Source organism: Geodermatophilus sabuli (assembly GCF_010686765.1).
Lineage (GTDB): Bacteria > Actinomycetota > Actinomycetes > Mycobacteriales > Geodermatophilaceae > Geodermatophilus > Geodermatophilus sabuli_A.
Genome location: NZ_JAAGWF010000002.1, coordinates 1 through 25,043, shown reverse-complemented (window position 1 = coordinate 25,043; position 25,043 = coordinate 1). Strand labels below are relative to the sequence as shown.

Genomic DNA, 25,043 nt, shown 5'->3' with positions numbered 1-25,043 from the left:
ACCGGCGCGGTCAACGGAACCGGCGGAAGTCCGGTGGCCGCTTCTCGGCGAACGCGCGGGCGCCCTCCATGCCCTCCTCCCCCTCGGCGAACAGCGCCAGCCCGTCGAAGGCCAGGTGCGAGATGCCGCCGAGGTGGTCGCTGTCGGCGTTGAAGGAGTGCTTGAGGAAGCGCAGCGCAGTCGGCGAGTAGGAGCCGATCTTCCGGGCCCACGCGCGGGCGGTGTCGAGCAGCCGGTCGGCCGGCACCACCTCGTTGACCAGCCCCCACCGTTCCGCGGTGGCGGCGTCGTAGCGGTCCAGCAGGAACCAGATCTGGCGGGCCCGCTTCTCGCCGACCACGCGAGCCAGGTAGGCCGAGCCGAACCCGGCGTCGAACGACCCCACCCGCGGCCCGCTCTGGGCGAACGTGGCGTGCTCGGCGGCGACGGTGAGGTCGCAGAGCACGTGCAGCACGTGACCCCCGCCGATGGCGATGCCGTTGACCGCGGCGATCACCGGCTTGGGGACGTCCCGGATGATCCGGTGCAGCCGCTCGATCTCGAAGGTGCCCCACTCCGTCTCGCCGTACCCGCCGGTCTCCGCCCGCTCCTTGACGTCGCCGCCGGTGCAGAAGGCGCGCTCGCCGGCCGCGGTGAGGACGACGGCGGCCACCCGGCGGTCGGCCCAGGCGTGCTTGAAGGCCGAGATCAGCTCGTCGACGGTGCGCCCGCGGAAGCTGTTCATCCGCTCCTGGCGGTCGATGGTGATGACCGCGTGGTTGTCCTCCTCCACCACGTAGCGGATGTCGGTGAACTCCTCGGGCCGCATGCCCACCACCCCTCCGTGGTCGCCCGGCCGGACGCCGCCCGGGCCGGTATGTCGTCATGTTGACGGTCGTCACGGACGGCTGGCAAGCTGCCGCCGTGGTCCCCCGCCGCTGCCTGGTGACCGGCGCGGGACGGGGCATCGGGGCCGCGGTCGCGCGGCGGCTGGCCGCCCAGGGGCACGCCGTGGCGCTCACCGCCCGCAGCGCCGACGAGCTGGCGGCGGTGGCCGCCGATCTGCCCGGCAGGACGCTCGTCACCGCGGCCGACCTCACCGATCCGGACGCCGCCGACCTGGTGCTGGGCCGGGTCGAGGCCGAGTTCGGCGGTGCCGTCGAGGTGCTGGTGCTCAACGCCGGTGCCGGGACGTCGGCGCCCCTGGCCCGCACCACCGACGAGGACTGGGCGCGGATGCTCGAGCTCAACCTGACCGCTCCGTTCCGGCTGCTGCGGCGGGCCCTGCCGGGGATGGTCGGGCAGGGCTTCGGCCGGGTGGTCGCGGTCGCCTCCACGGCCGCCAAGCGCGGGGACCCCTACGTCGCCGCGTACACGGCGAGCAAGCACGGCCTGCTCGGGCTGGTCCGGTCGGCGGCCGCCGAGGTGGCCGGCAGCGGCGTCACCGTCAACGCCGTGTGCCCCGGCTACGCCGACACCCCGATGACGGCGGCCACCGTGGCCGCGATCAGCACCGCCACCGGACGCACGCCCGGGCAGGCGCGGGACGTCCTCGCCGGTCGCCAGCCCATCGGCCGGCTGGTGGACCCCGACGAGGTGGCCGACGCAGTGCTGCTCTGCGTGGCCAGCGCGGCGATCACCGGGCAGGGCATCAACGTCGACGGAGGGGCGGTGCAGTCATGAGCGGGCTGGAGCGGGTGGACCCGCCGGAGCTGGCCCGCCCCTCGGGCTTCGCGCACGCGGTGGTGGCGCAGCCCGGCCGGACGGTGTTCCTCGCCGGCCAGACCGCCATGGACGCCGGGGGCCGGATCGTCGGCGCGGACGTCGTCGCCCAGTTCGAGCAGGCACTGGGCAACCTGCTGACCGCGCTGCGGGCGGCCGGGGGCGAGCCCGCACACCTGGCCTCGCTCACCGTCTACGCCGTCGACCTCGCGGGCTACCGGGCCCGGGCCCGCGACATCGGCGCGGTGTGGCGCCGGCTGGTGGGCGCCGACTACCCCGCGATGGCCGGCATCGGCGTGGCCCGCCTGTGGGACGACGACGCCCTCGTCGAGGTGCAGGGCATCGCCGTCCTCCCCGCCTGACCCCAGGAGTTCCCGGGCGGGGGTCAGGCGTCGAGGAGGCGGCGGGCGTGGGCCTGCGCGGGGCCGGCGAGGCGGCCGGCCAGGTCGGCGAAGAGGTCGGCGGCACGCGCCCCGTTCCAGTCCCCGGGCAGCAGGTCCAGGGGCAGCCCGGGGTCGGCGTAGGGCAGGGCGCGCCAGTCGGTCACCAGCCGGACGTGGTCGGCGAAGGCCCGCGCGGGGTCGGCGGGCCGGTCCGGGGACGCGCGGTGCAGGGCCGGCGCGTGCCGGTCGAGGAAGCCGGCGTAGCGGTCGTGCAGCACGTCGAGGTCCCACCAGCGGGCGACGGCGGCCCGCGCCTCGTCGTCGCCGGGCACGAGAGCGCGGGAGAACAGCTCGACGTAGCCGGCCAGCCCGCGCCGGCGCAGCACCTCGCCGAGCTCGTCGGCCAGGTGCGCCGGTGCGATCCACACCCCGGGCGCCACCGTGCCGAAGCCCAGCCGGGTGAGCTCCGAGCGCAGCCGGTGGCGGCGCTCCCGCTCGGACTCCGGCACCGAGAACACCACGAGCAGCCAGCCGTCGTCGGCCCCGGCCCGCCGGCGGCCGAAGATCCGCGCGTCCCCCTCGGCGAGCATCTCCAGCGCCCCGCCGGTGAGGGCGTAGCCCGCGACCTCGCCGTCCCGCCGGGCGTCGAGCAGCCCGCGGCGCTTCAGCCGGGAGATCGACGAGCGGACCGCGGCCTCCTCCACCCCGAGGTCGGCCATGAGGCGGACGACGGCGGCCACCGACAACCAGCCACCGCGCTCGCGGGCGTAGAGGCCGTAGAGGGTGACGATGAGCTGGCGGGGCTGGAGGACGACGGATCCCGGCGCCGCCGCCTCCTCGACGGCGGTCACGGCGTCCACGATAGCGGCCGACCTGCTCGCATGCCGTCCCGTTGACTCCCGTCATCTGCGCGGCATACTGGCGGCCGGTTGCGGTCCCGGCCGGGACCCGGCGACCCCGGGAGGTCCGTCCCATGAGCCGCGGTGCCCCGACCCTCACCCCCTCGGCGCACGTCGACCCGTTCTGCCGCGACCACCTGCCGCCGAGGGAGCAGTGGCCGGTCCTGGACCTCGGGGACCTGGACTACGGCGACCAGCTCAACTGCGCCACCGAGCTGCTCGAGGGCACCATGGCCGCGCACGGCGCCGACCGGCCGTGCGTGCGCGCCCCGGACGGCCCGGCGTGGAGCTACGGACAGCTGCGCGACCGCGCCGACCGGATCGCCGGCGTGCTCGTCGACGACGTCGGCGTCGTCCCCGGCAACCGGGTCCTGCTGCGCGGCTACAACAGCCCGGAACTGGTCGCCTGCTGGCTGGCCGTGCTCAAGGCCGGTGGCGTCGTCGTCACCACCATGCCGATGCTGCGCGCGGGCGAGCTGGCCACGGTCGGGCAGATGTGCCGGCCCACGGTCGCGCTGTGCGACGCCCGGCTGACCGGTGAACTGGCCCGTGCCGACGTCCCCGGCCTGACGGTGGTCGCCTCCGACGACCTCGACGCCCGGTGTGCCGGCCGGCCCGCGGGCTTCTCCGACGTCCCCACCGCCGCCGACGACGTCGCGCTGCTGGCCTTCACGTCGGGCACGACCGGCCGGCCCAAGGCGACGATGCACTTCCACCGCGACGTGCTGGCGATCGCCGACACCTTCTCCGCGTCGGTGCTGCGCCCCACCCCCGACGACGTGTTCGCCGGCAGCCCGCCGATCGCCTTCACCTACGGCCTGGGTGGGCTGGTCGTCTTCCCGCTGCGCGCGGGCGCCAGCGTGCTGCTGCTCGAGCGCGCCTCGCCCGACGAGCTCGCCGACGCGGTCGCCGAGCACGGCGTCACGGTCCTCTCCACCGCGCCCACCGCGTACAAGGCGATGGTCGCCGGCGGGCGGGGCGGCCGGCTGCGCGGCCTGCGCCGGGCGGTCTCCGCCGGCGAGCCCCTGCCGGCCGCCGTCTGGCACGCGGTGCACGACGCGGCCGGGGTGCGGATCGTCGACGGGATCGGCTCCACCGAGATGCTGCACGTCTTCATCGCGGCCGCGGACGACGACATCCGCCCCGGCTCGACCGGCCGCGCCGTCCCCGGCTACACCGCCGCCGTCCTCGACGACGACGGCCGCCCGGTCCCGGACGGGACGGAGGGACACCTCGCCGTGCGCGGACCCACCGGCTGCCGCTACCTCGACGGCGACCGGCAGGAGGTCTACGTGCGACACGGCTGGAACTACACCGGCGACACCTACGTCCGCGACGCCGACGGGTACTTCACCCACCGGGCCCGCACCGACGACATGATCATCTCGGCCGGGTACAACATCGCCGGCCCGGAGGTCGAGCAGGCGCTGCTGGGCCACCCCGCGGTCGTCGAGTGCGCGGTGGTCGGGGCGCCCGACCCCGACCGGGGCACCGTCGTCAAGGCGTTCGTCGTGCTCGACCCGGAGCACGGCGGGGTGGGCGCCGAGGAGCTGACCGCCTTCTGCCGGCAGGTGATCGCCCCCTACAAGTGCCCCCGCGCCGTCGAGTTCCGCACCGAGCTGCCCCGGACCAGCACCGGCAAGCTCCAGCGCTACCGGCTGCGGTGACCGGGATGCGGATCGCGGTGGTCGGCGGTGGCCCCGGGGGGCTCTACCTCGCGGCGCTGGTCAAGCAGCTGGACGCCACGCACGAGGTCACCGTCTGGGAGCGCAACGCCCCCGACGACACGTACGGGTTCGGCGTCGTCTTCTCCGACGAGACCCTGGGCGGCATCGAGCACGCCGACCCGGTGGTCTTCCGGGAGATGGAGCGGCACTTCGCCCGGTGGGACGACATCGACGTCCACCACCGCGGCCGGGTGACCACCTCGGGCGGGCACGGGTTCGCCGCGATGAGCCGCCGGGAGCTGCTGGCCGTCCTCCAGCGCCGCTGCGCCGACCTCGGCGTGCCGGTGCACCACCGCACCGAGGCCCCCGACCCCGAGGTGCTGCGCCGCGACTGCGACCTGGTCGTCGCGGCGGACGGCGCCCGCTCGGCCGTGCGCAGCCGCTACGCCGACGTCTTCTGCCCCACCGTGGAGACCCGCCGCTGCCGCTACATGTGGCTCGGCACCGACCTGGTCTTCGAGGCGTTCGAGTTCTACGTCGCGGAGACGCCGCACGGCGTCATGCAGATCCACGGCTACCCGTACGACCGCACCGGCAGCACGTTCATCGTCGAGATGCACGAGGACGTCTGGCAGCGCGCGTTCGCCCCCGTCGCCGCGCTCGACCTGCCACCCGGCGAGAGCGACACCGCGTCGATCGCCCTGATCGAGGAGCTGTTCGCCGACGTGCTCGGCGGCCACCGGGTGTTCGCCAACAACTCGAGGTGGCTGGCCTTCCTGTCCCTGCGCAACGAGACCTGGCGGCACGGCAACCTGGTCCTGCTCGGGGACGCCGCCCACACCGCCCACTTCTCCATCGGCTCGGGCACGAAGCTCGCCATGGAGGACGCCCTCGCCCTGGCCGCCTGCCTGCACGAGCAGCCCGACGTCGACGCCGCCCTCACCGCGTACGAGGCCGAGCGCCGCCCGGTGGTGCTCTCCACGCAGCGCGCCGCGCAGGCCAGCCTGGAGTGGTTCGAGGACATCGGGAGGTACGTGCACCAGGACCCCGAGCAGTTCGCCTTCAACATCATCACCCGCAGCCGCCGGGTCACCCAGGACAACCTCCGGCTGCGCGACCCGGAGTTCGTGGCCGGCGTCGACGCGTGGTTCGCCCGCACCCAGCCGGTGCCCGCGCAGCCGCGGCCCCCGATGTTCCACTCGTTCCGGCTCGGCGAGCTGGAGCTGGCCAACCGCGTGATCGTCTCGGCGATGGACATGTACTCGGCCGTCGACGGGCTGCCGACCGACTTCCACCTCGTGCACCTGGGCGGCAAGGCGCTCGGCGGCGCCGGGCTGGTGATGACCGAGATGGTCTGCGTCTCCCCCGAGGGGCGGATCACCCCGGGCTGCACCGGCTTCTACACGCCGGAGCAGGAGGCGGCGTGGACCCGCGTCGTCGACTTCGTGCACTCGGCGACCGACGCCCGGATCGGCGTGCAGCTCGGCCACTCCGGCCGCAAGGGCTCCACCAGGCTCATGTGGGAGGGCATCGACGAGCCGCTGCCCTCGGGCAACTGGCCGGTGGTCGGCCCCTCGGCGGTCCCCTACTCACCGGCCAACGCCGTCCCCCGGGAGCTGACCGAGGCCGACCTGGCGGCGATCCGCGAGCAGTTCGTCGCCAGCACCCGCGCGGCGGCCCGTGCCGGTTTCGACGTGCTCGAGCTGCACTGCGCGCACGGCTACCTGCTGTCCTCCTTCCTCTCCCCGCTGGCCAACCACCGCACCGACCGCTACGGCGGCTCGCCGGCCGCCCGGCTGCGCTACCCGCTGGAGGTCTTCGACGCCGTGCGCGCGGCGTGGCCGGCGGAGCGGCCGATGACCGTCCGCATCTCGGCGACCGACTGGTGCGAGGGCGGCACCGACGTCGAGGACGCCGTCGCGATCGCCCGCGCCTTCGCCGAGCACGGCGTCGACGGCATCGACGTCTCCACAGGGCAGGTGGTCAAGGCCGAGCGGCCGGCGTTCGGCCGCAGCTACCAGACGCCCTACGCCGACCGGATCCGCAACGAGGTCGGCCGCGCGCACGGCATCGCGGTCGTCGCGGTCGGCGCCATCTCCAGCTGGGACGACGTCAACTCGATCCTGCTCGCCGGGCGGGCCGACCTGTGCGCGCTGGGCCGCCCGCACCTCTACGACCCGCAGTGGACCCTGCACGCCGCGGCCGAGCAGGGCTACCAGGGCCCGGGCGTCAGCTGGCCCGCGCCGTTCCGGGCCGGGAGCCGGCCACCGCAGACCGGCCGCACCGACGGACCCCGGCCCCGGCTGGACCTGGTCCGGAGAGGCGGCAGCGGCACGCGGCACGCACGCTGGCGGCCGTGACCTCCTCTCCCCTCGTGCGCCTGGGCGGGCCGGCGCTGTTCGTCCTGCTGTGGAGCACCGGCTTCGTCGGGGCGAAGTACGGGCTGCCCTACGCCGAGCCGTTCACCTTCCTCGCCGTCCGGCTGGCCGTCGCCGCCGTGCTGCTGGTCGTCCTGGCGCTGGCGCTGCGCTCGCCGCGGCCGGCCACGGGCACCCAGTACGGGCACGCGTCCGCGGTCGGGGTGCTCCTGCACGCCGGCTACCTGGGCGGGGTCTTCTACGGCATCTCGGTGGGCGTGCCGGCGGGGGTGTCGGCGGTGGTGGTGAGCCTGCAGCCGGTGCTGGTCGCGGTCCTGGGCACGCGGCTGCTCGGCGAGCGGCCCACCGCCCGGCAGTGGGGCGGCCTGCTGCTGGGGCTGGCCGGCGTCGCCCTGGTCGTGGGCCCGGGCATCGCCGCCGCCGGCACCGAGGACCCGCTGCCGGCGTCCGGGGTGCTGGCCTGCGTGGTCGGCCTGGCCGCCGGCACCGCGGGCACGCTGTACCAGAAGCGGCACGGCGACGACGTCCCGCTGGTGTGGGGCACCGCGGTCCAGTACGCCGCGGCCTCGGCCCTGTTGCTGGTCCTGGCCGTCGGCACCGAGGACACCAGCATCCGGTGGACGGGCGAGTTCGTCGCGGCCTTCGTCTGGCTGGTGGTGTTCCTGTCGCTCGGTGCGGTGCTCCTGCTGCTGGTGCTGCTGCGCCGGGGGACGGCGGCCGGGGTGTCCAGCCTCTACTACCTGGTGCCGCCGGCGACCGCCGTGGAGGCCTACCTGCTGTTCGGCGAGCGGCTCTCGGCGGTGTCGCTGGCCGGCATCGCGGTCACCACGGTGGGCGTCGCGCTGGTCGTGGCACCCACCCGGCGACCGGCGACCGCTGCGGCGGAGAGCCGCTCCTGATCCCCCGCGCCCGTCCGGGCGCGGTCGGCACTCGACGAGGAGGAACGGACATGGCGGAGGAGTTCGTGCTGCAGCACGGCGCCTGGCACGGCGGGTGGGCCTGGCAGCCGGTGGCCGCCCGGCTGCGGGCGGAGGGGCACCGGGTGATCGCCCCCACCAGCCCGGGCCTCGGCATCGACGACGACCCGCGCGGGGTGACCCTCAGCGACTGCGTGGACCGGCTGGTCGACGCCGTGGACCGCTCCGGGATGACCGACGTGACGCTGGTGGGGCACAGCTGGGGCGGGTTCGTCGTCGCCGGCGCCGCGCCCCGGCTGGCCGGGCGGCTCAAGCGCCTCGTCTTCTGGAGCGCGTTCGTCCCCGAGGCGGGCAGCTGCCTCAACGACGAGGTGCCGCCGCACTACACCGAGCTGTTCGAGCAGCTGGCCGCCGCCTCCGACGACAACACGGTGCTGCTGCCCCTCGAGGTCTTCCAGGGCGGCTTCATGCAGGACGCCGACCCGGCGACGGCCGCGGTGGTGCACTCGGTGCTGCGCCCGCAGTCGTTCCTGTGCTTCAGCGAGCCCGCGGTCGGGGGCAACGCCTACCGCGACCTCGACGTCCCGATCGACTACCTGCTCTCCGTGGACGACGTCGCCCTGCCCCCGGGCGAGCACGCCTGGGCACCGCGGTTCCCACAGCGCTGCGGCGCGCAGGTCACCGAGGTCCCGGGCAGCCACGAGTCGATGTTCACCCGCCCGGCGGAGCTGGCCGAGGGCATCCTGCGCCTGGCGACGGCGCCGTGACCGGCCCGACCGGCGCCGCGACCGGGCCGACCGGCGCCGCGCCGCGCGGGGTGACAGCCGGGCCCCGCGCCCCCCACGATGAGACGCGGGTCACCGCCTGCGGCGTTCGACCGAGGAACCGACGGAGGGAGCGGCCATGACCGACCGACCGGGCATCCCGGCGCGCGAGCTGTCCGACGAGGAACTGGAACGCCAGGGCGTGCACGCCCACGCGATGCGGCACTGGGTCTTCCTGCACGGCACCGCCGAGCAGTTCCGCACCCACACCGAGCGGATGCTCGAGCTCGAGCAGGAGTACCTGCGCCGACACCCGCAGCGCACCTGGCAGGGCTCCGGCGGCGAGGCGGCGGCACCCTCGCGCGACGACCGCATCCGCGACCTGGTGCAGACCTTCTCCCGGGCGATCACCGCGCTGCTCGACGAGCAGCCCGCCGCGGTGGCCGACCCCCGGGACCGGCCCGACCCCGAGCAGGTGCAGGCCGCGCTGCTGCAGCGGTTCGCGGCCGCCCCCGAGGGCCGCCTGCACAAGCTGGAGGCCCACCAGATCGCCCGGCAGCTCGCGCCCGACAGCCACCTCGTCGCGCGGCTGTACCGGCAGGACCCGCCGCTGCTGCTCGCCGAGCGGGACATGCGGGTGCTCACCGACGCCGGCCGGGCCTGGCTCGAGCGGCACCCGGTCCCCGCCTGAACGGCCGCCCTCCAGGGTCCCGCGCCGGAACGGCCGCCCTCCAGGGTCCCGCGCCGAGCGGAGCGAGGCGTGGGGGGAGGGCGGTCCTCCTTCAGCGGTCGACGGACAGCTCCGACCAGGCCCGCTGCGCGCGCGGGGCCCAGGAGGCGTGCCGCTCGCGGAAGACCTCCGCCGCCCGGCTGCCGCTCCACCGCGGTGGCAGCAGCTCCCGCGGCAGGCCCGGGTCGAGCAGCGGGAACCGGCGCCACTCCTGGACCAGCCGGACCTGGGCCACCAGCGCCTGCCGGTCGGTCCGGGGTCGCCGGCGGCCGACCAGGTCGAGGAAGTCCTCGTAGCGGGCCTCGATCGCGTCGAGGTCCCACGCGTTGCGGGCCAGCGAGCGCTCTTCCCCGACGGCGCCGGCCGCGGCGACGAACGACCAGCTCCCGCCGAGCAGGTCCAGCTGCTCGAGCACGCGCCGGGCCTCCTGCTCGCGGTCGACCCGGGGGGTCACCCAGGTGCCGCCGTCGAGGGAGCCCAGCCCGGCCCAGCCCAGGCGGGTGCGCAGCTGCTGGCGGAGCGCCCGGTTGTTCTCCGGGACGCCGACGGACAGCACCAGCCAGCGGCCGTCCCAGGCCCGGTCGTCGGCGGCGAAGCCGTAGATGCGGTCGGTGCCCTCGCGCAGCAGGCGGGTACCCGCCGCGGTCAGCGACCACCGGGTCTCCCGGCCGATGCGGTTGGCCTCGATCCAGCCGCTGTCGGCGGTGCGCATGATCGCCTGCCGGGCGGCCTTCTCGGCGACGTCGAGCTCACCGAGCAGGTCGATGAGGCTGGCGGTCCAGACCGGCCGGTCGCTGGGCAGCACGAACTCGCCCAGCACGGTGAGCAGCAGGCTGCGCGCGCTGGCCGCGCCGAGCTCCTGCCGGCGGGTCACGAAGGGTCCCTCGACGACCTCCACACCTCCATCGTGACACCCGGTGACCCGGCTCCCTCCGCGCGCCACCACCCGCGTGGGAGAGGTCACGGATGGGTCACCTTCTCCACGGGGAACCGACTGTGACGCTTGACACAGCTACCGGTCCGCTACATGGTTCTGCGACATCAGACGTGCAGGTGTAGCACGTCACGAGCTTCGGAGCGTGCCCGTGCTGCATCACCTGTCCGGTCGGCGACTGCTCGGCGGCCTCGGCGTCGGCGTCCTCACCCTGGCCGTGGCCGCCTGCGGCGGCGGCAGCCTCGGCGAGGACGAGGAGAGCGGCGGCGGGGGCGGCGAGGGCGGCGGCACCGTCCGCATCGGCCTCGTCATCCCGCAGGCCGGGGTCTACACCCCGCTCGGCGAGGACATGCAGCAGGGCTGGGACCTGTGGCTGGAGCAGAACGGCGGCGAGATGGGCGGCTTCACCGTCGAGACGGTGACCGCCGACGAGGGCGAGGGCCCCGACACCGGCGTGCCGGCCATCCAGCGGCTGCTCACCGAGGGCGACGTCGACGCGATGGTCGGCATCGTCAACTCGGCCACCGCCCTGGGCGTCGCCGAGCAGGTCACCGAGGCGCAGGTGCCGCTGATCGTGGCCAACGCCGGCGCCGAGGCGATCACCCAGGCCGCCGCGAGCCCCTACGTCTGGCGGTCGTCCTTCACCAACGCCCAGATCGCCGGCGCGATGGGCGAGTACCTGGCCGGCGAGGGCATCGGCCCGGTCTACGTGATGGCACCGGACTACGCCGCCGGCCAGGAGGTGGTCGCCGGCTTCACCGAGGCCTACACCGCCGGCGGCGGGACGATCGCCGGCCAGGCGCTGACGCCGTTCGGCACGACGCAGGACTTCCAGCCGTTCCTCTCCGGCGTGCAGTCCTCCGGCGCGGCCGCGACGTTCGTGTTCTACGCCGGCGGCGAGGCGGTGAGCTTCGTCCAGCAGTACGCGGAGTTCGGCCTCAAGGACACCACCCCGCTCTACGGCTCGGGCTTCCTCACCGAGGGCAGCGTGCTCGACGCGCAGGGCCCGGCGGCGGTCGGCGTCCGGACGACGCTGCACTACTCGACCGAGATCGACAACGAGACCAACACCGAGTTCGTCGAGGCCTACCAGGCGGCCTACGACGAGCTGCCCACCACCTACGCGGTGCAGGCCTACGACGCGGCCAACGTCCTCGCCCGCGCGCTGGAGGAGTCCGGCGAGACCACCGGTGAGGCGCTGAGCGAGGCCCTCGGCGGCCTCGGGGAGATCGACGACAGCCCGCGCGGCCCCTGGAGCTTCACGGACCAGACCCCGGAGCAGGCCGTCTACCTGCGGGAGGTGGTCGATCAGGACGGGACGCTGGTCAACTCCGTCGTCGAGGAGCTCGGCGTCTTCCCGCAGCCCTGACCAGCCCGGGCGCCGGGCCGTAGCGGCACCTGCCCGCCCTGCCGCCGCGGCCCGGCTCCCCGAGAGGAGCACTCCCATGCTCGGCTGGTTCGACGAGAACCTCGTCAGCATCCTCAACGGCTTCGCCATCGGCGCGCTGCTGTTCGTCCTCGCCGTCGGCCTGTCCATCGTCTTCGGGATGATGGACGTGCTGAACCTGGCCCACGGCGCCTTCTTCCTCGTGGGGTCCTACCTGGCGGTCAACTTCGTCGCCGGCGACTCGTGGGGTGGCTTCCTCGCCGCGCTCGGCGTCGCCGCGCTGGTCGGGCTGCTGGCCGGCGGGGCCCTGTCGGGCATGACCGAGCCACTGGCCCGGCGGCCGGTCCTCGACCAGGCGCTGCTGACCCTCGGCATCTCGCTGGTCGTGGCCGAGGTGCTCTCGATCGTGTACGGCAACGACGTCCGGTCGGTCTCCCCACCCCCGGGCCTGGACACCAGCGTGGACGTCGCCGGCAGCGCCTACCCCGCCTACCGGCTGATGCTCATCGGCGTCGGGCTGGTCCTGGCCCTGGCCGTCTGGCTGGTCGTGGAACGGACGTCGGTCGGCGCCCTCGTCCGGGCCAGCGTCGCCGACCGGGAGATGGTCTCGGCGATGGGCATCGACAACCGCAAGGTGAAGGTCGCCGTCCTCGGCATCGGCTCGATGCTGGCCACGGTCGCCGGTGTGCTGGCAGCACCGGTCTACGGCGCGCGGCCGGGACTGGACGAGACCATCCTGCTGCTCGCGCTGGTGGTCGTGGTCATCGGCGGCCTCGGGTCCATCCGCGGCGCGCTCATCGGCGCGCTGGTGATCGGCCAGGTCGAGTCGCTGGGCCGCGCGCTGCTGCCCGACGTGGCCTCGTTCATCCTGTTCGGCACCCTCGCCCTCGTGCTCATCGTCCGGCCCCGTGGACTCTTCGCCGGGAAGGTGGCCCACTCATGAGCGTGCAGAGCCTCCCCGCCGAGACCGCGCCCGGTGCCGCGGCGGCCCCGGCCGCACCGCGCCGGCGCCGGCCGCCGCGCGCGCTGACCGCCGTCCTCGCCGTGGCGCTGCTGGCGGTCCTGGCCGCCGTGCCGCTGGTCGCCGACCCGTTCAGCACCAACACCGTCTCCCGGATCCTGGTCTTCGCGCTCTTCGCGATGAGCCTGGACCTGCTCGTGGGTCTCACCGGTCTGCCCTCGCTCGGGCACGCCGCCTGGTTCGGCGTCGGCGCCTACACCGCCGGCCTGGTGTCGACGCACTGGACCAGCGAGGGCCTGGTCACCGTCCTGGCGGCCGCGGTCGCCGGCGCGCTCGCGGCGGCGGCCACCGGCTGGCTGGCGGTGCGCAGCGGCGGCGTCTACTTCCTGATGCTCACCCTCGCCATCGGCGAGCTGGTGCACCAGCTCGCCCAGTCGCTGTCGTCGGTCACCGGCGGCTCCAACGGCCTGTTCGGCATCCCCTCGATCCGGGTCGCCGGCACCCCGCTGACCCTCGCCGGGTACGTGTACTGGTTCGTCCTCGCCGTGGTGCTGCTCGGCGCCCTCGGCCTGTGGCTGGTGGCCGCCTCGCCGTTCGGCGCCGCGCTGCGCGGCATCCGCGACAACGAGGGGCGGATGCGCTCGCTCGGGTACTCGCCGTTCCGCTACAAGTACCTCGCCTTCGCGCTCGCGGGCGGCTTCGCCGGGCTGGCCGGCGGCCTGTTCGCCGGCCTGGTGCGGATCGTCAACCCCAGCGACGCCGGCTTCACCACCAGCGCCCTGATGCTGCTGGCCGTCGTCCTGGGCGGCGCCGGCACGCTGTGGGGCCCGGCGCTGGGCGCGGCCGTCGTCGTCCTCGTGCGGGACACCTTCGGCCCGACGCTCGAGGGGCACGGGCCGCTGCTGCTCGGCCTGGTCTTCATCGTCGCCGTGTACGTGCTGCCGCGCGGGGTCGCCGGGCTGGCCGACCTCCGCCGGGGACGGCGCCGGGCCGTCCTGCCGGGCACCGACGAGGCACCGGCATGAGCGCACCGCTGCTGTCCCTGTCCGGCGTGACCCGCTCCTTCGGCGCCCTCACCGCGGTGGACGACGTCACGCTCGACGTCCCGGCCGGGGCGCGGCACGCCCTCATCGGCCCGAACGGTGCCGGGAAGAGCACGCTGTTCAAGCTGGTCACGGGTGCGCTGCGGGTCTCGGCCGGCACGGTGGCCCTCGCGGGGGACGACGTCACCCGGCTGTCGGAGCCGCAGCGGGCCCGGCGCGGCATCAGCCAGACCCTGCAGCACTCCAGCCTCTTCCTCAGCCAGACGGTCGAGCAGAACGTGCTGCTCGCGGCGCAGCGGCAGCACCGGTCCCGCCACTCGCTGGTTCCCCGCCGCCAGGCCGCGGCCCGCGAGCGGACCCGGGAACTGCTCGCCGACGTGGGCCTCGCCGAACGGGCCGGGACGCCGGTGGCCGCGCTGTCGCACGGCGAGCGGCGGCAGGTGGAGGTGGCCGTCGCGCTGGCCTGCGAGCCGACCCTGCTGCTGCTCGACGAGCCCGCCGCCGGCATGTCACCCGCGGAGAGCGCCCGCCTGGTCGGCCTGCTGCAGACGCTGCCCGGGTCGGTGACCGTGGTGATCGTCGAGCACGACCTCGACGTGGTGTTCGCCCTGGCCACCTCGGTCACCGTGCTGCACCTGGGCCGGGTGCTGCTCACCGGCGACCCGGACGAGGTGCGGGCGAGCACGGCCGTGCAGCAGGCCTACCTCGGCACCGGCCGGGAGGCGCTGTTCCTCGACGACCCGGGGCCGTCGCGGACGGAGGTGGGCTGAGTGCTCGAGGTCCGTGGCCTGCGCTCGGGCTACCGGCGCAGCACCGTCCTGCAGGGGATCGACCTCGACGTCGCCGCCGGTCAGGTGCTGGGGCTGCTCGGCCGCAACGGCGTCGGCAAGACCACGCTGGTGCACACGCTCATGGGGCTGGTGACGCCGTCCGCGGGCACGGTGCGGCTGGAGGGCCGGGACCTCGCCGGCCGCCGTCCCGACGTCGTGGCGCGGGCCGGTGTGGCCCTCGTGCCCCAGGGCCGGCGGGTCTGGGCGCCGCTCACCGTCACCGAGCACCTCGACCTCGCCGCCCGGCGAGGCCGGGGCCGCGGGCCGTGGGACGCCCCCCGGGTGCTCGAACTGCTCCCCCGGCTCGGCGAACGCCGCCGGCACGCGGCCGGTCAGCTCTCCGGCGGCGAGCAGCAGATGCTGGCGATCGCGCGGGCCCTGCTCACCAACCCCCGGCTGGTGCTCATGGACGAGCCCTCCGACGGTCTGGCCCCCGCCGTGGTCGACCTCGTGGGGCACGCGATCTCCGGCATGAAGGCCGAGGGGACGACGCTGGTGGTCGTCGAGCAGGACCTGCACCTGGCCTTCGCCGTCGCCGACGAGATCGCGGTGGTGGACAAGGGCCGGGTGGTGCACCGCTCCCCGACCCAGGAGTTCCGCCGGGACAGCTCGGTCGCCCACGCCCTCCTCGGCGTGGCCTAGGAGACGACGACGTCAGAAACGGTGCTGCTCCTGGGCGACGTAGCCGCCGCTCTCCTCGGTGCCCGGACCGAGGTCGGACCCCCCGGTCCGGTCGTCGGGGTGCCCGCGGCCGGCCGCGCGGTCCCGCTCCGCGGCGTAGCGCTCCTGCCGCCCGCCGTCGGGGAGGGGCGCCGTGCCGGTGCCCGGCCGGCCGGCCTGCCGCTGACCGACGTCGCGGGTGCGGTCGCCGACCCGCTTGCGCAGCCGGCCGCCCTCGTCGGCGGTGAACCCCCGGGCCAGCAGCCAGGCGGTCACTCCCTCCCGCTCGGGATGGGTGTCGCGGACCACGTTGAGCACGTAGTTGAGTCCGCGGGCGACCGCCTCCTCCTCCAGCCGGGCCAGCGTGAAGGCCCCGGCACCGCTGCCCCGCACACCCTGCTCGACGGCCAGCAGGATCTCCGCGTCACCCCAGACGTCGTCGAGCCACCCGTAGCCGACCACCCCGTGCTCGTCCTCCACGCGCCACCAGTCGCCGGGCAGTCGCGCGCCGGGACGCCGCGGCATCGTGGGGAAGACCCGGTCGGGGATGGCGGCGAAGACCCGCTCGCGGTCGGGGTCCCACCGCGGGTCGGGGTCGGCCACCCACCGCCACCGGTCGGTCCGGACGTCCGTCGTGGTCATCGCGACCCCTCCCCTGGGCTCGGGCCCCAGCGTGGCACCGCGGACCGCGTCCGTCTCCCCCGAGATCGGGAGATCTACACTCGCTCCGCCGCTTGCGCATAGTCGTGTAGCACGTCAGGATGGGCCGCGACGGCAGTGCGGTAGCCCGCCCGCACCACCTGCTGCGACTCCCTGGAGGCCCCGTGACCGCCCTCGAAGACCGCTCGACGACGGAGGGCCCGGGCCCGGTGGCCGAACCGGGTGCCACGGTGGAGGTCTCCTTCGACACCTCGCCCGAGCAGTACCGGCACTGGACGCTGTCGGTGGAGGGCGAGGTCGCGACGCTGACCCTCGACGTCGCCGAGGACGGCGGGATCGTGCCCGGCTACGAGCTGAAGATGAACAGCTACGACCTCGGGGTGGACATCGAGCTGCACGACGCGGTGCAGCGGATCCGCTTCGAGCACCCCGAGGTGCGGGCGGTCGTCGTCACCAGCGCCAAGGACCGGATGTTCTGTGCCGGCGCGAACATCAAGATGCTGGCCGCGTCGCCGCACAGCTGGAAGGTGAACTTCTGCAAGTTCACCAACGAGACCCGCAACGGCATCGAGGACGCGACCGCGCACTCCGGGCTGCCGTTCATCGCCGCGGTCAACGGCACCGCGGCCGGCGGCGGCTACGAGCTGGCCCTGGCCTGCGACCAGATCGTGCTGCTCGACGACAACTCCTCGGCCGTCTCCCTCCCCGAGGTGCCGCTCCTGGGCGTGCTGCCCGGCACCGGCGGCCTGACCCGGGTGGTGGACAAGCGCGGTGTCCGTCGCGACCTCGCCGACGTCTTCTCCACCACCGCCGAGGGCATCCGCGGCGAGCGGGCAGTCGCGTGGCGGCTGGTCGACGCCACGGTGAAGGCCCGCGACTTCCCCGAGGAGATCGCCCGCCGGGCGGCCGCCGCCGCCACCACGTCGACCCGGCCCGGGGCCGGGGCGCGGGGCGTGCGGCTCACCCCGCTGCGACGCGAGGTCGACGGCGACACCACCCGGTACGAGCACGTGCGCGTCGTCCTCGACCGGGAGTCGGGCACCGCGACGATCACGGTGCTCGGCCCGGCCGCCGTGCCCTCGAGCGTCGACGAACTGCACGAGCAGGGCGATGCCGCCTGGCTGCTGGCCGCCAGCCGCGAGCTCGACGACGTGGTCCTGCGGCTGCGCACCAACGAGCTGGCGGTCGGCACCTGGCTGCTGCGCACCGAGGGCGACGTCGCCACCGTCGCCGCCTACGACGAGTTGCTGCTCGCCCACCGCGACGACTGGCTGGTCAACGAGACGATCGGCTTCTGGAAGCGGGTGGTGAAGCGGCTGGACACCACCTCGCGCAGCCTGTTCGCGCTGATCGAGCCGGGCTCCTGCTTCTCCGGCCTCCTGGCCGAGATCGCCTTCGCCGCGGACCGCTCCTTCATGCTCGAGGGTCAGTTCGAGGAGGACGAGGACCCCGCGCCGCCGGCGGTGATCCGGCTCGACGCGTTCAACACCGGCCTGCTGCCGATGGGCAACGACCTCACCCGCCTGCAGGTCCGCTTCCTCGGCTCCGCCTCGGAGCTCGCGGCCGCGGAGGCCGCCGTCGGCCGGGACCTGCTCGCCGCCGACGCGCTCGAGCTCGGCCTGGTCACCAGCGCCCCCGACGACATCGACTGGGACGACGAGGTCCGCCTGGTCGTCGAGGAGCGCAGGAGCTTCTCCCCCGACGCGCTGACCGGCATGGAGGCCAACCTCCGCTTCGCCGGCCAGGAGACCCCGGAGACCAAGGTCTTCGGCCGGCTCACCGCCTGGCAGAACTGGATCTTCCAGCGGCCCAACGCCGCTGGCCCCGAAGGAGCACTGCGCCGCTACGGCACCGGCCAGCGGGCCGACTACGACAGGAAGCGGGTCTGACCATGACCACGACCGAATCCACCCCGCAGTCCGGCACCGTCACCGGCGACGCCCCCACCCCGACCGGGCCGCTGTCGAGGATCGACTACAGCGAGAAGATCCCGAACAACGTCAACCTCGCCGGCGACCGCAAGCTGCAGCGTGCCCTGGAGGCCTGGCAGCCCAAGTTCCTCGACTGGTGGAAGACCCTCGGGCCCTCCGTCCCGACCCACGACGTCTACCTGCGCACCGCGATCGCGGTCGGCCGCGACGGCTGGGCACACTTCGACCGGGTGCCGATGGAGGACTACCGGTGGGGCATCTTCCTCGCCGAGCGCGACCCCGACCGCAAGGTGAACTTCGGGGACAGGCTGGGCGAGCCGGCCTGGCAGGAGGTCCCCGGCGAGCACCGGTCGGACCTGCGCCGCCTGATCGTCGTCCAGGGCGACACCGAGCCCGCCTCGGTCGAGCAGCAGCGCCACCTCGGCATGACCGCGCCGTCGCTCTACGACATGCGCAACCTCTTCCAGGTCAACGTCGAGGAGGGCCGCCACCTCTGGGCGATGGTCTACCTGCTGCAGGCCTACTTCGGGAAGGACGGCCGCGAGGAGGCCGAGCAGCTGCTCAAGCGCAACTCCGGCGACTTCGACTCCCCGCGCATCCTCGGTGCCTTCAACGAGGAGACGACCGACTGGCTGTCGTTCTTCATGTTCACCTACTTCACCGACCGGGACGGCAAGTACCAGCTCGGCACGCTCAAGGAGAGTGGCTTCGACCCGCTGGCGCGCACCTGCGAGTTCATGCTCAAGGAGGAGGCGCACCACATGTTCGTCGGGACGACGGGCGTGCAGCGCACCGTCCAGCGGACCGCCCAGCTCATGAGGGAGCACGGCACCGACGACATCTGGCAGTACGGCGGCATCCCGCTCTCGGTGATCCAGAAGTACCTGAACTTCCAGTACTCGGTGTCGATGGACCTCTTCGGCTCCGAGACGTCGTCGAACGTCGCGTCGTACTACACCGCCGGGCTCAAGGGCCGGTGGATGGAGACCCGCCGCAAGGACGACCACCAGCTGCACGACCTGACCATGGACGTGCCGATCATCGACAACGGCGCGATGAGCCTCAAGACGGTGCCGATGCTCACCGCGCTCAACCTGGACCTGCGCAACGAGTACGCCGCCGACTGCGAGAACGGCGTCCGGCGGTGGAACCAGGAGCTGGAGGACGCCGGGCTGGAGGAGCGGCTCGTCCTGCCGCACCAGGGCTTCAACCGGAAGGTCGGCGCCTTCGCCGGGCACCACGTGACGCCCACCGGCGAGATCGTCGACGAGGCGACCTGGGACGCGATCGTGGGCGACCACCTGCCCACGCCCGACGACCGCGCCCGCGTGGCCGAGCTGATGGTGCCGCACTACGAGCCGGGCGAGTTCGCCGGCTGGATCTCCCCGCCCTCGGTCGGCATCAACTCCCTGCCGGTCGAGTACGACTACGTCCGCTTCTGAAAAAGGACCCTCCTGCCCCCCACCCCTCGCACGCTCGGGGTGGGATCCCGCAGGAGGGCCACGTCACCAGAAGGGCTGAGCAGCGTGGCCACCCTCGAGACCGCACCTCCCGACCTCCCCCTCGCGCGCACGGTGCCGGACACGGACCTGTTCAACGCGGCCGAGTGGCTGGTCACCCGCCACGCGCGGGCGACGCCGCAGGCGCGGGCCGTCACCGCGATCGACCTGGACGGCAGCGTCCGCACGCTCAGCTACGCCGACCTCGACGACGCCGTCCACCGGTTCGCCGCCGCGCTGGTGGCCTCCGGCGTCCGCCCCGAGGAGCGGCTGCTGCTGTGCATGGGCGACACTCCCGAGCTGCTCACCGCCTTCCTGGCCGGACTCCGGATCGGCGCCGTGCCGGTGCCGGTGAGCACCATGCTCAAGCCCAAGGACATCGCCCTGCTGGCCCGGGACAGCCGGGCCCGGCTGGTGGCGCTGAGCTCGGAGTTCACCGACCTCGCGCCCGCCGTCGGAGGTGCCCGGGACCTCGCCGACGTGGTCGTCCTCGGCGCTCCGGAGCTGCCGGAGGTCGACGGGGCCCGGGTGCGCACCTGGGAGTCCTTCGTCGCGGCGGGCGCGGACGTCCTCGGGCAGGTCGCGACCCCCTATCCGACGGTCGCCGACTCGCCCGCGTTCTGGCTCTACACGTCGGGCACGACCGGCACCCCGAAGGGCGCGATGCACCGGCACGGGTCGCTGCGGGACACCGCCGAGACCTACGCCCGCGACGTCCTGGCCATCGGCCCGGACGACGTCACCTTCTCGGTGGCCAAGTTCTTCTTCGCCTACGGGCTCGGCAACACGATGACCTTCCCCTTCTCGGTCGGCGCCAGCACGGTGCTCGACCGGTCCCGGCCCAGCCCCGCCGGCACGGCCCGGGTGCTCCGCGAGTTCCGGCCGACCCTCTTCTTCGGCGGGCCCACCTACTTCGCGGCGCTGCTGGCCGCCGGCCTCCCCGCCGACACCTTCGCCGGCGTCCGCGCCTGCGTGTCGGCCGGCGAGGCGTTCCCCGCCGCGCTGTTCGAGCGGTTCACCAGCACCTTCGGGGTGGAGATGCTCGACGGCATCGGCTCGACCGAGATGCTGCACATCTTCATCAGCGGCCGGCCCGGCCGCACCCGAGCGGGCAGCACCGGCGAGATCGTCGCGGGCTACGAGGCGAAGATCGTCGACGACGACGGCGCCCCGGTCCCCGACGGCACCCCCGGTCACCTCTACGTCCGCGGGGACTCGGCGGCCACCGGCTACTGGTCGCGGACGGAGGTCACCCGGCGGGTGTTCCAGGGCCCGTGGGTGCGCACCGGAGACACCTACGTGCGCAGCGCCGACGGCTACTACACCTCGCTGGGCCGCACCGACGACATCATCAAGGCCGGCGGCATCTGGGTCTCCCCGACCGAGGTCGAGGAGCGGCTGCGCCAGCACCCCGACGTCACCCAGGTGGTCGTCGTCTCGCTGCCCGACGCCGACGGCCTGGACAAGCCGGTCGCCTGCGCCGTCCTGGCGCCGGGGTCGACGACGGTGCCCGATGACCTCGTGGCGTTCTGCCGCGACGGGCTGGCCGCCTTCAAGCGCCCGCGGCACGTCCTCGTGTTCGACGAGCTCCCCACCACCGCGACCGGGAAGCTGCAGCGCTTCCGGGTCCGCGAGCTGGCCCTCGACCGGCTCAGCGGAGCCGCCCGGGCCGACAACATGGCGTCCGGAGGGCCTGCATGACCGCGACCGACACGCGGCCGCCCGCGACGGCGACGGGGGGCGGCCGGGAGGTCGCGGTGGACCTGCTGGTCGTCGGGGCGGGGCCGGCCGGGCTCTACGCCGCGTACTACGCCGGCTTCCGTGGCCTGCGGACGGCGGTGGTCGACAGCCTGCCCGAGCCGGGCGGCCAGGTCATGGCGCTCTACCCGGAGAAGATGGTCTACGACGTCGCCGGCTTCCCCGGCATCAGGGGCCGGGACCTGGTCGCCGGCCTGGTCACCCAGGCGGCCCGCTTCGACCCGGTCTACGTGCTGGGCGAGCGCGCGGAGTCCCTGACCGACGAGGCCGGACACCGCCCGCGGGCCGGCGACCGGCTGGTGGTGACCACCGGCAAGGGCACCCGCATCTCCTGCGGGGCCGTGGTCGTCACCGGCGGGATCGGCACCTTCACCCCGCGGCCGCTGCCCGGCGGGGACGTCTGGGAGGGCCGGGGCCTGACGTACGTGGTCAAGGAGCTGGCCGCGCACGCCGGCCAGGACGTGGTCATCGTCGGCGGTGGGGACAGCGCGGTGGACTGGGCGCTGGCCCTCGACGGCATCGCCGCCTCGGTCACCCTGGTGCACCGCCGGAAGAACTTCCGCGCGCACGCGGCGAGCGTGGCCGACATGGAGAAGGGGTCGACCGTCGTCGTCACCGACGCGCAGGTCGACTCCCTGGAGGGCGGCCCCGTCGACGGCGTGGAGGCCCTGCACACCGTGCACGTGCGCACCAAGGACGGCACCGTCACCCCGCACAGGGCGCAGGCGGTCATCGCCGCGCTCGGCTTCACCGCCGACATCGGTCCCCTGGAGGGCTGGGGCATCGACATCGTCGACCGCAAGATCCTCGTCGACACGGCCATGCGGACGTCGGTGTCCGGCGTCTACTCGGCCGGCGACATCACCGAGTACGCGGGCAAGGTGCGGTTGATCTCGGTCGGGTTCGGGGAGGCAGCGACCGCGGTCAACAACGCCGCGACCTACCTCGACCCCGACCAGCCCCTCTTCCCCGGGCACAGCAGCGACGACCCGGCCGGCATCGGCGCGAACGCGCACTCCTGAGCCGGGCCCACCGCGCCGTCGACCACCCACCCGCCCCAGCCAGGAGGCCCCCGTGCCCTACGTCATCGGTTCGGAGTGCATCGACACCACGGACATGTCCTGCGTGGAGGAGTGCCCGGTCGACTGCATCTACGAAGGCGACCGCAAGCTCTACATCAACCCCAAGGAGTGCATCGACTGCGGCGCCTGCGAGCCGGTGTGCCCGGTCGAGGCGATCGCGCAGGACCGGCGGGTGACCGAGGAGAACGAGCCGCACGTCGCCGACAACCGCCGGTTCTTCGTCGAGCTGCTGCCCGGCCGCGACGCGCCGCTGGGCAGTCCGGGGGGCGCCTCGAAGGTCGGCCGCATCGGGGTGGACACCGAGCTCGTCGGCGAGCACGGCTGAGGACCGGCGTGCGCGTCGTCCTCACGCTGGGCAGCGACCAGACCGCCGTCGCCGCGCAGGCCCGGGCCGCCGAGGACGGCGGCTACGACGGCGTCGCGACCGGCGAGCACCTGTTCTTCCACGGACCGGTGGCCAACGGCTTCGTCGCCCTCGCCGCGGCCGCCGGCGCGACGTCCCGGATCCGGCTGCTCAGCTCGCTGACCGTCCTGCCGCTGTACCCGGCGGCGCTGGCGGCCAAGCTCGCGACCACGCTGGACCAGGTCAGCGGCGGCCGCTTCGACCTGGGGATCGGCGTCGGCGGCGAGCACCCGCCGGAGTTCCTCGCCGCCGGCGTCGAGGTGACCGAGCGCGGCGCGCGGTCCGACGAGGCGCTCGAGCTCATGCGGGCGCTGTGGGCCGGCGGGCCGGTCGACTTCGCCGGCCGGTTCACCCGGGTCCCGGGCCTGGCGCTGGACCCCGGACCGGTGCAGCCCGGCGGGCCCCCGATCTGGCTGGGTGGGCGCCGGCCCGCGGCGATCCGCCGGGCCGGCCGGTTCGGCGACGTCTGGATGCCGTACATGTACACACCCGAGCAGCTGGCGCGCAGCCTGACCGAGGTGCGCGACGCGGCCGAGGCGGCCGGCCGGGACCCGGCCGCCGTCGGTGGCGCGGTGTTCTGCTGGGGCGGCGTGGACGACGACCCCGACCGCTCGCGCGCCCAGGTCGTCGAGACGGTGAGCGCGGTCTACCAGCAGGACTTCGGCCCGCTGGCCGACCGGTACCTGCTGCACGGTGATCCCGGCCGGGTCGCCGCCCGGATCCGGGAGTACGCCGACGCCGGTGCGCAGACGCTGGTCTTCTCCCCCGTCGGCGAGGGCGCGGCCCGGTCCGGCATCGTCGATCTGTTCACGCGGGCCGTGCTGCCCGCCCTGCGCACGTAGCCGGCGCCGGCCGCCACGCTCGCGACGGGCTCCGGCCGCTCGCTGCGGCTGGTCGACGCGCCGCCGTTCCTCGCCGGCCTCGTGGCGTTGGCGGCCTGGCGCACCTCCTGCCCGGGAGGCGCTCGCGGGCACGGATGGCCCGCCCGGTGGCACACCCGCGCGGGGGCGCGGGACCCCGGCTCAGGCGCTGCGCTGCAGCACGAAGTCGTAGCGGGCCTCCGACCACGGCACGTCACTGGACCCGCCGTCGGGAGTCGGGCCCGGCTCGCGCGGCTCGAAGGCGACGACCAGCTCCTGCTTGGTGCCGAACACGACGTCGCTGTCCAGGTACTGCGCGCCCTCCTCGAACAGGTGGGTGATCAACGGCTCGAAACCGGGCACGTTGAGGAGGAAGTGGATGTGCGCGGGACGGAAGTGGCTGATCCGGGTGCGGCTGATCAGGTCGCCGACCGGGCCGTCCATCGGGATGGAGTAGCCCAGCGGCGCGATGGTGCGCACGCAGTAGCTGCCGTCCTCGCGGGTCGTGTACTTCGCCCGCAGCCGGGCCTCGTCGACGTCGGCGTGCTGGGACTCGTACAGGCCCTCGGAGTCCGACTGCCAGACGTCGAGCACCGCGCCCGCGACCGGCGCGCCGTCCAGGTCGCGCACCGTGCCGTGCAGGTACAGCGGCCGGCCGGGCAGCCCCTGCGACATGTCGGCGCCGTGGTCGAGCTCCGGGGAGCCTTCGATGTGGAACGGGCCGAGGACCGTGGCGGGCGTGGCCTCCGGGTGGAGCCGGTGGTTCATCTGGACGACCAGCATCGACAGCCCGAGGACGTCGGAGGTCAGGATGAACTCCTCGCGCTTCTCGTTGCTGATCTGGCCGGTGCGGTTCAGCCACTGGATGGCCGCCATCCACTCCGCCTCGGTGAGCCGCACCTCGCGGGCGAAGGCGTGCAGGTGCCGGACCAGCGCGGTCAGGAGCTCGGCCAGCCGCGGGTCCTCGGCCGTGGCCCAGCGCTCGACGGCGAGATCGGTGATGTTGTCCTCGGTGACCAGCTGCACGGGGTCCTCCTCGTGTCCGGGAGGCGGACGGCGGGCGCCGTCCGCGGGGTTCAGGGGGCGAGCACCAGCCGGACGCCGGCCTCCCCGGCGGCCTGCCGCCGCCAGGCGTCGGCGACCTCGGCGAGCGGCAGCACGTCGTGCGCCACCGCCAGGCGGCCGGCGGCAGCGTGCGCGGCGACCGCGGTGAGCGCGTCCCGGCGCTGGTCGGGGGTGAGCGCGTTGTTGGTGTAGCCGAGCAGCTCGGCGCTGCGGCTGCGCAACACGGCTGAGGAGAAGCCGGCGGCGTCACCCCCGGCTCCACCGAGGTTGACCAGCCGGCCGCCCTCGGCCAGCACCCGCGAGGCGGCGGTGGCGGCCACCCCGAAGACCGGGTCGACGACGACGTCCACCGCGCCCCCGGCGGCCTCGGCGAACCGGGCGGCGAGGGCGTCGGCGTCCCCCTCCAGGGCCAGCACCTCGTCCGCGCCGGCCGCCCGGGCCCGCTCCCGCGCCGCCTCGGACCGGGCGACGGCGACCACCCGGCTCGCACCGAGGACCCGCGCCGCACCGACCGCCGCCTGGCCCACCGCT

At 74.5% G+C, this 25,043-nt stretch carries 24 protein-coding genes; 18 read left to right on the top strand and 6 right to left on the bottom strand.

The window, feature by feature from the left end; all coding sequences use genetic code 11:
- Positions 1–10: 10 nt before the first annotated feature.
- Positions 11–808, bottom strand: a complete 798-nt coding sequence (locus tag GCU56_RS00325) for an enoyl-CoA hydratase-related protein (protein ID WP_163479517.1) — start codon at positions 806–808, stop codon at positions 11–13.
- Positions 809–903: 95 nt separating this feature from the next.
- On the opposite strand from GCU56_RS00325, the gene GCU56_RS00320 reads away from it, so the two are divergent.
- Positions 904–1,662, top strand: a complete 759-nt coding sequence (locus tag GCU56_RS00320) for an SDR family NAD(P)-dependent oxidoreductase (RefSeq protein ID WP_163479516.1) — start codon at positions 904–906, stop codon at positions 1,660–1,662.
- Positions 1,659–2,063 (top strand): RidA family protein, encoded by a 405-nt coding sequence (locus tag GCU56_RS00315; protein WP_163479515.1) that lies wholly within the window; start codon positions 1,659–1,661, stop codon positions 2,061–2,063. The genes GCU56_RS00320 and GCU56_RS00315 overlap by 4 nt, the downstream gene beginning before the upstream one ends.
- Positions 2,064–2,086: 23 nt before the next feature.
- On the opposite strand, the gene GCU56_RS00310 is transcribed toward GCU56_RS00315, so the two are convergent.
- Positions 2,087–2,935, bottom strand: coding sequence for a PaaX family transcriptional regulator (locus GCU56_RS00310; RefSeq protein ID WP_345771551.1), 849 nt, complete (start codon positions 2,933–2,935; stop codon positions 2,087–2,089).
- 122 nt (positions 2,936–3,057) lie between these two features.
- Between GCU56_RS00310 and GCU56_RS00305 the strand changes: the two genes are divergently transcribed.
- The 5 genes from GCU56_RS00305 to GCU56_RS23325 all read left to right on the top strand — a co-directional run bounded on the left by GCU56_RS00305 (position 3,058) and on the right by GCU56_RS23325 (position 9,400).
- Entirely contained in the window at positions 3,058–4,650 is a 1,593-nt protein-coding gene (locus GCU56_RS00305) for an AMP-binding protein (protein ID WP_163479514.1), read from the top strand.
- A 5-nt stretch (positions 4,651–4,655) separates the two neighbouring features.
- The gene (locus GCU56_RS00300; protein ID WP_163479513.1) at positions 4,656–7,010 is read left to right on the top strand and encodes a bifunctional salicylyl-CoA 5-hydroxylase/oxidoreductase; all 2,355 of its coding nucleotides are present in this window, start codon (positions 4,656–4,658) and stop codon (positions 7,008–7,010) included.
- Positions 7,007–7,927 (top strand): DMT family transporter, encoded by a 921-nt coding sequence (locus tag GCU56_RS00295; RefSeq protein WP_345771550.1) that lies wholly within the window; start codon positions 7,007–7,009, stop codon positions 7,925–7,927. The genes GCU56_RS00300 and GCU56_RS00295 overlap by 4 nt, the downstream gene beginning before the upstream one ends.
- Positions 7,928–7,977: 50 nt before the next feature.
- On the top strand, positions 7,978–8,712 hold the full coding sequence (locus GCU56_RS00290) for an alpha/beta fold hydrolase (protein WP_163479512.1): 735 nt from the start codon (positions 7,978–7,980) through the stop codon (positions 8,710–8,712).
- 136 nt (positions 8,713–8,848) lie between these two features.
- On the top strand, positions 8,849–9,400 hold the full coding sequence (locus GCU56_RS23325) for a DUF6158 family protein (protein ID WP_204331233.1): 552 nt from the start codon (positions 8,849–8,851) through the stop codon (positions 9,398–9,400).
- A gap of 91 nt (positions 9,401–9,491) precedes the next feature.
- On the opposite strand, the gene GCU56_RS00280 is transcribed toward GCU56_RS23325, so the two are convergent.
- Positions 9,492–10,337, bottom strand: coding sequence for a PaaX family transcriptional regulator C-terminal domain-containing protein (locus tag GCU56_RS00280; protein ID WP_163479511.1), 846 nt, complete (start codon positions 10,335–10,337; stop codon positions 9,492–9,494).
- Between the two features lie 181 nt (positions 10,338–10,518).
- Here GCU56_RS00280 and GCU56_RS00275 point away from each other — a divergent pair, with 181 nt between their 5' ends.
- From GCU56_RS00275 to GCU56_RS00255, 5 genes are all read left to right on the top strand, one after another.
- Positions 10,519–11,742 (top strand): ABC transporter substrate-binding protein, encoded by a 1,224-nt coding sequence (locus tag GCU56_RS00275; protein ID WP_163479510.1) that lies wholly within the window; start codon positions 10,519–10,521, stop codon positions 11,740–11,742.
- A gap of 76 nt (positions 11,743–11,818) precedes the next feature.
- The gene (locus GCU56_RS00270) at positions 11,819–12,703 is read left to right on the top strand and encodes a branched-chain amino acid ABC transporter permease (RefSeq protein WP_163479509.1); all 885 of its coding nucleotides are present in this window, start codon (positions 11,819–11,821) and stop codon (positions 12,701–12,703) included.
- Positions 12,700–13,746 carry a branched-chain amino acid ABC transporter permease gene (locus GCU56_RS00265; protein WP_163479508.1) on the top strand — a complete coding sequence of 349 codons (1,047 nt, stop codon included), beginning with the start codon at positions 12,700–12,702 and terminating at the stop codon, positions 13,744–13,746. Before GCU56_RS00270 ends, GCU56_RS00265 begins: the two co-directional genes overlap by 4 nt.
- Positions 13,743–14,534: an ABC transporter ATP-binding protein gene (locus GCU56_RS00260; RefSeq protein WP_163479507.1), complete on the top strand. Its 792-nt coding sequence runs from the start codon at positions 13,743–13,745 to the stop codon at positions 14,532–14,534. The genes GCU56_RS00265 and GCU56_RS00260 overlap by 4 nt, the downstream gene beginning before the upstream one ends.
- Positions 14,535–15,236 carry an ATP-binding cassette domain-containing protein gene (locus GCU56_RS00255; protein ID WP_163479506.1) on the top strand — a complete coding sequence of 234 codons (702 nt, stop codon included), beginning with the start codon at positions 14,535–14,537 and terminating at the stop codon, positions 15,234–15,236.
- Positions 15,237–15,248: 12 nt separating this feature from the next.
- Here the strand turns inward: GCU56_RS00255 and GCU56_RS00250 are convergent, their stop codons facing one another.
- Positions 15,249–15,896 carry a GNAT family N-acetyltransferase gene (locus tag GCU56_RS00250; protein ID WP_163479505.1) on the bottom strand — a complete coding sequence of 216 codons (648 nt, stop codon included), beginning with the start codon at positions 15,894–15,896 and terminating at the stop codon, positions 15,249–15,251.
- A gap of 182 nt (positions 15,897–16,078) precedes the next feature.
- Here GCU56_RS00250 and boxC point away from each other — a divergent pair, with 182 nt between their 5' ends.
- The 6 genes from boxC to GCU56_RS00220 all read left to right on the top strand — a co-directional run bounded on the left by boxC (position 16,079) and on the right by GCU56_RS00220 (position 23,429).
- Positions 16,079–17,803, top strand: a complete 1,725-nt coding sequence (gene boxC, locus GCU56_RS00245; RefSeq protein WP_345771546.1) for a 2,3-epoxybenzoyl-CoA dihydrolase — start codon at positions 16,079–16,081, stop codon at positions 17,801–17,803.
- 2 nt (positions 17,804–17,805) lie between these two features.
- Positions 17,806–19,287 carry a benzoyl-CoA 2,3-epoxidase subunit BoxB gene (gene boxB / locus GCU56_RS00240; RefSeq protein ID WP_239521566.1) on the top strand — a complete coding sequence of 494 codons (1,482 nt, stop codon included), beginning with the start codon at positions 17,806–17,808 and terminating at the stop codon, positions 19,285–19,287.
- An 84-nt stretch (positions 19,288–19,371) separates the two neighbouring features.
- On the top strand, positions 19,372–21,045 hold the full coding sequence (locus tag GCU56_RS00235; protein WP_345771545.1) for a benzoate-CoA ligase family protein: 1,674 nt from the start codon (positions 19,372–19,374) through the stop codon (positions 21,043–21,045).
- Positions 21,042–22,124: an NAD(P)/FAD-dependent oxidoreductase gene (locus GCU56_RS00230; RefSeq protein ID WP_163479504.1), complete on the top strand. Its 1,083-nt coding sequence runs from the start codon at positions 21,042–21,044 to the stop codon at positions 22,122–22,124. The genes GCU56_RS00235 and GCU56_RS00230 overlap by 4 nt, the downstream gene beginning before the upstream one ends.
- A 52-nt stretch (positions 22,125–22,176) precedes the next feature.
- Complete coding sequence (gene fdxA / locus GCU56_RS00225; protein WP_163479503.1) at positions 22,177–22,509, top strand: ferredoxin; 333 nt, start codon at positions 22,177–22,179, stop codon at positions 22,507–22,509.
- Between the two features lie 8 nt (positions 22,510–22,517).
- Entirely contained in the window at positions 22,518–23,429 is a 912-nt protein-coding gene (locus GCU56_RS00220) for an LLM class flavin-dependent oxidoreductase (RefSeq protein WP_163479502.1), read from the top strand.
- 180 nt (positions 23,430–23,609) lie between these two features.
- On the opposite strand, the gene GCU56_RS00215 is transcribed toward GCU56_RS00220, so the two are convergent.
- A complete protein-coding gene (locus tag GCU56_RS00215) occupies positions 23,610–24,473 on the bottom strand; it encodes a dioxygenase family protein (protein WP_163479501.1) in 864 nt (287 codons plus the stop codon).
- A gap of 50 nt (positions 24,474–24,523) precedes the next feature.
- Positions 24,524–25,043, bottom strand: a 520-nt coding sequence (locus GCU56_RS00210) for a zinc-binding dehydrogenase (protein WP_163479500.1), incomplete at its 5' end; no start/stop codon positions are given.

Bases quoted from the DNA above. Each gene is read 5' to 3' on its own strand.
- GCU56_RS00290 (WP_163479512.1), top strand. From the start codon at position 7,978: ATGGCGGAGGAGTTCGTGCTGCAGCACGGCGCCTGGCACGGCGGGTGG.
- boxB (WP_239521566.1), top strand. From the start codon at position 17,806: ATGACCACGACCGAATCCACCCCGCAGTCCGGCACCGTCACCGGCGAC.
- GCU56_RS00270 (WP_163479509.1), top strand. From the start codon at position 11,819: ATGCTCGGCTGGTTCGACGAGAACCTCGTCAGCATCCTCAACGGCTTC.
- GCU56_RS00230 (WP_163479504.1), top strand. From the start codon at position 21,042: ATGACCGCGACCGACACGCGGCCGCCCGCGACGGCGACGGGGGGCGGC.
- GCU56_RS00260 (WP_163479507.1), top strand. From the start codon at position 13,743: ATGAGCGCACCGCTGCTGTCCCTGTCCGGCGTGACCCGCTCCTTCGGC.
- GCU56_RS00300 (WP_163479513.1), top strand. From the start codon at position 4,656: ATGCGGATCGCGGTGGTCGGCGGTGGCCCCGGGGGGCTCTACCTCGCG.
- GCU56_RS00250 (WP_163479505.1), bottom strand. From the start codon at position 15,896: ATGACCACGACGGACGTCCGGACCGACCGGTGGCGGTGGGTGGCCGAC.
- GCU56_RS00315 (WP_163479515.1), top strand. From the start codon at position 1,659: ATGAGCGGGCTGGAGCGGGTGGACCCGCCGGAGCTGGCCCGCCCCTCG.
- GCU56_RS23325 (WP_204331233.1), top strand. From the start codon at position 8,849: ATGACCGACCGACCGGGCATCCCGGCGCGCGAGCTGTCCGACGAGGAA.
- GCU56_RS00305 (WP_163479514.1), top strand. From the start codon at position 3,058: ATGAGCCGCGGTGCCCCGACCCTCACCCCCTCGGCGCACGTCGACCCG.
- GCU56_RS00325 (WP_163479517.1), bottom strand. From the start codon at position 808: ATGCGGCCCGAGGAGTTCACCGACATCCGCTACGTGGTGGAGGAGGAC.
- GCU56_RS00265 (WP_163479508.1), top strand. From the start codon at position 12,700: ATGAGCGTGCAGAGCCTCCCCGCCGAGACCGCGCCCGGTGCCGCGGCG.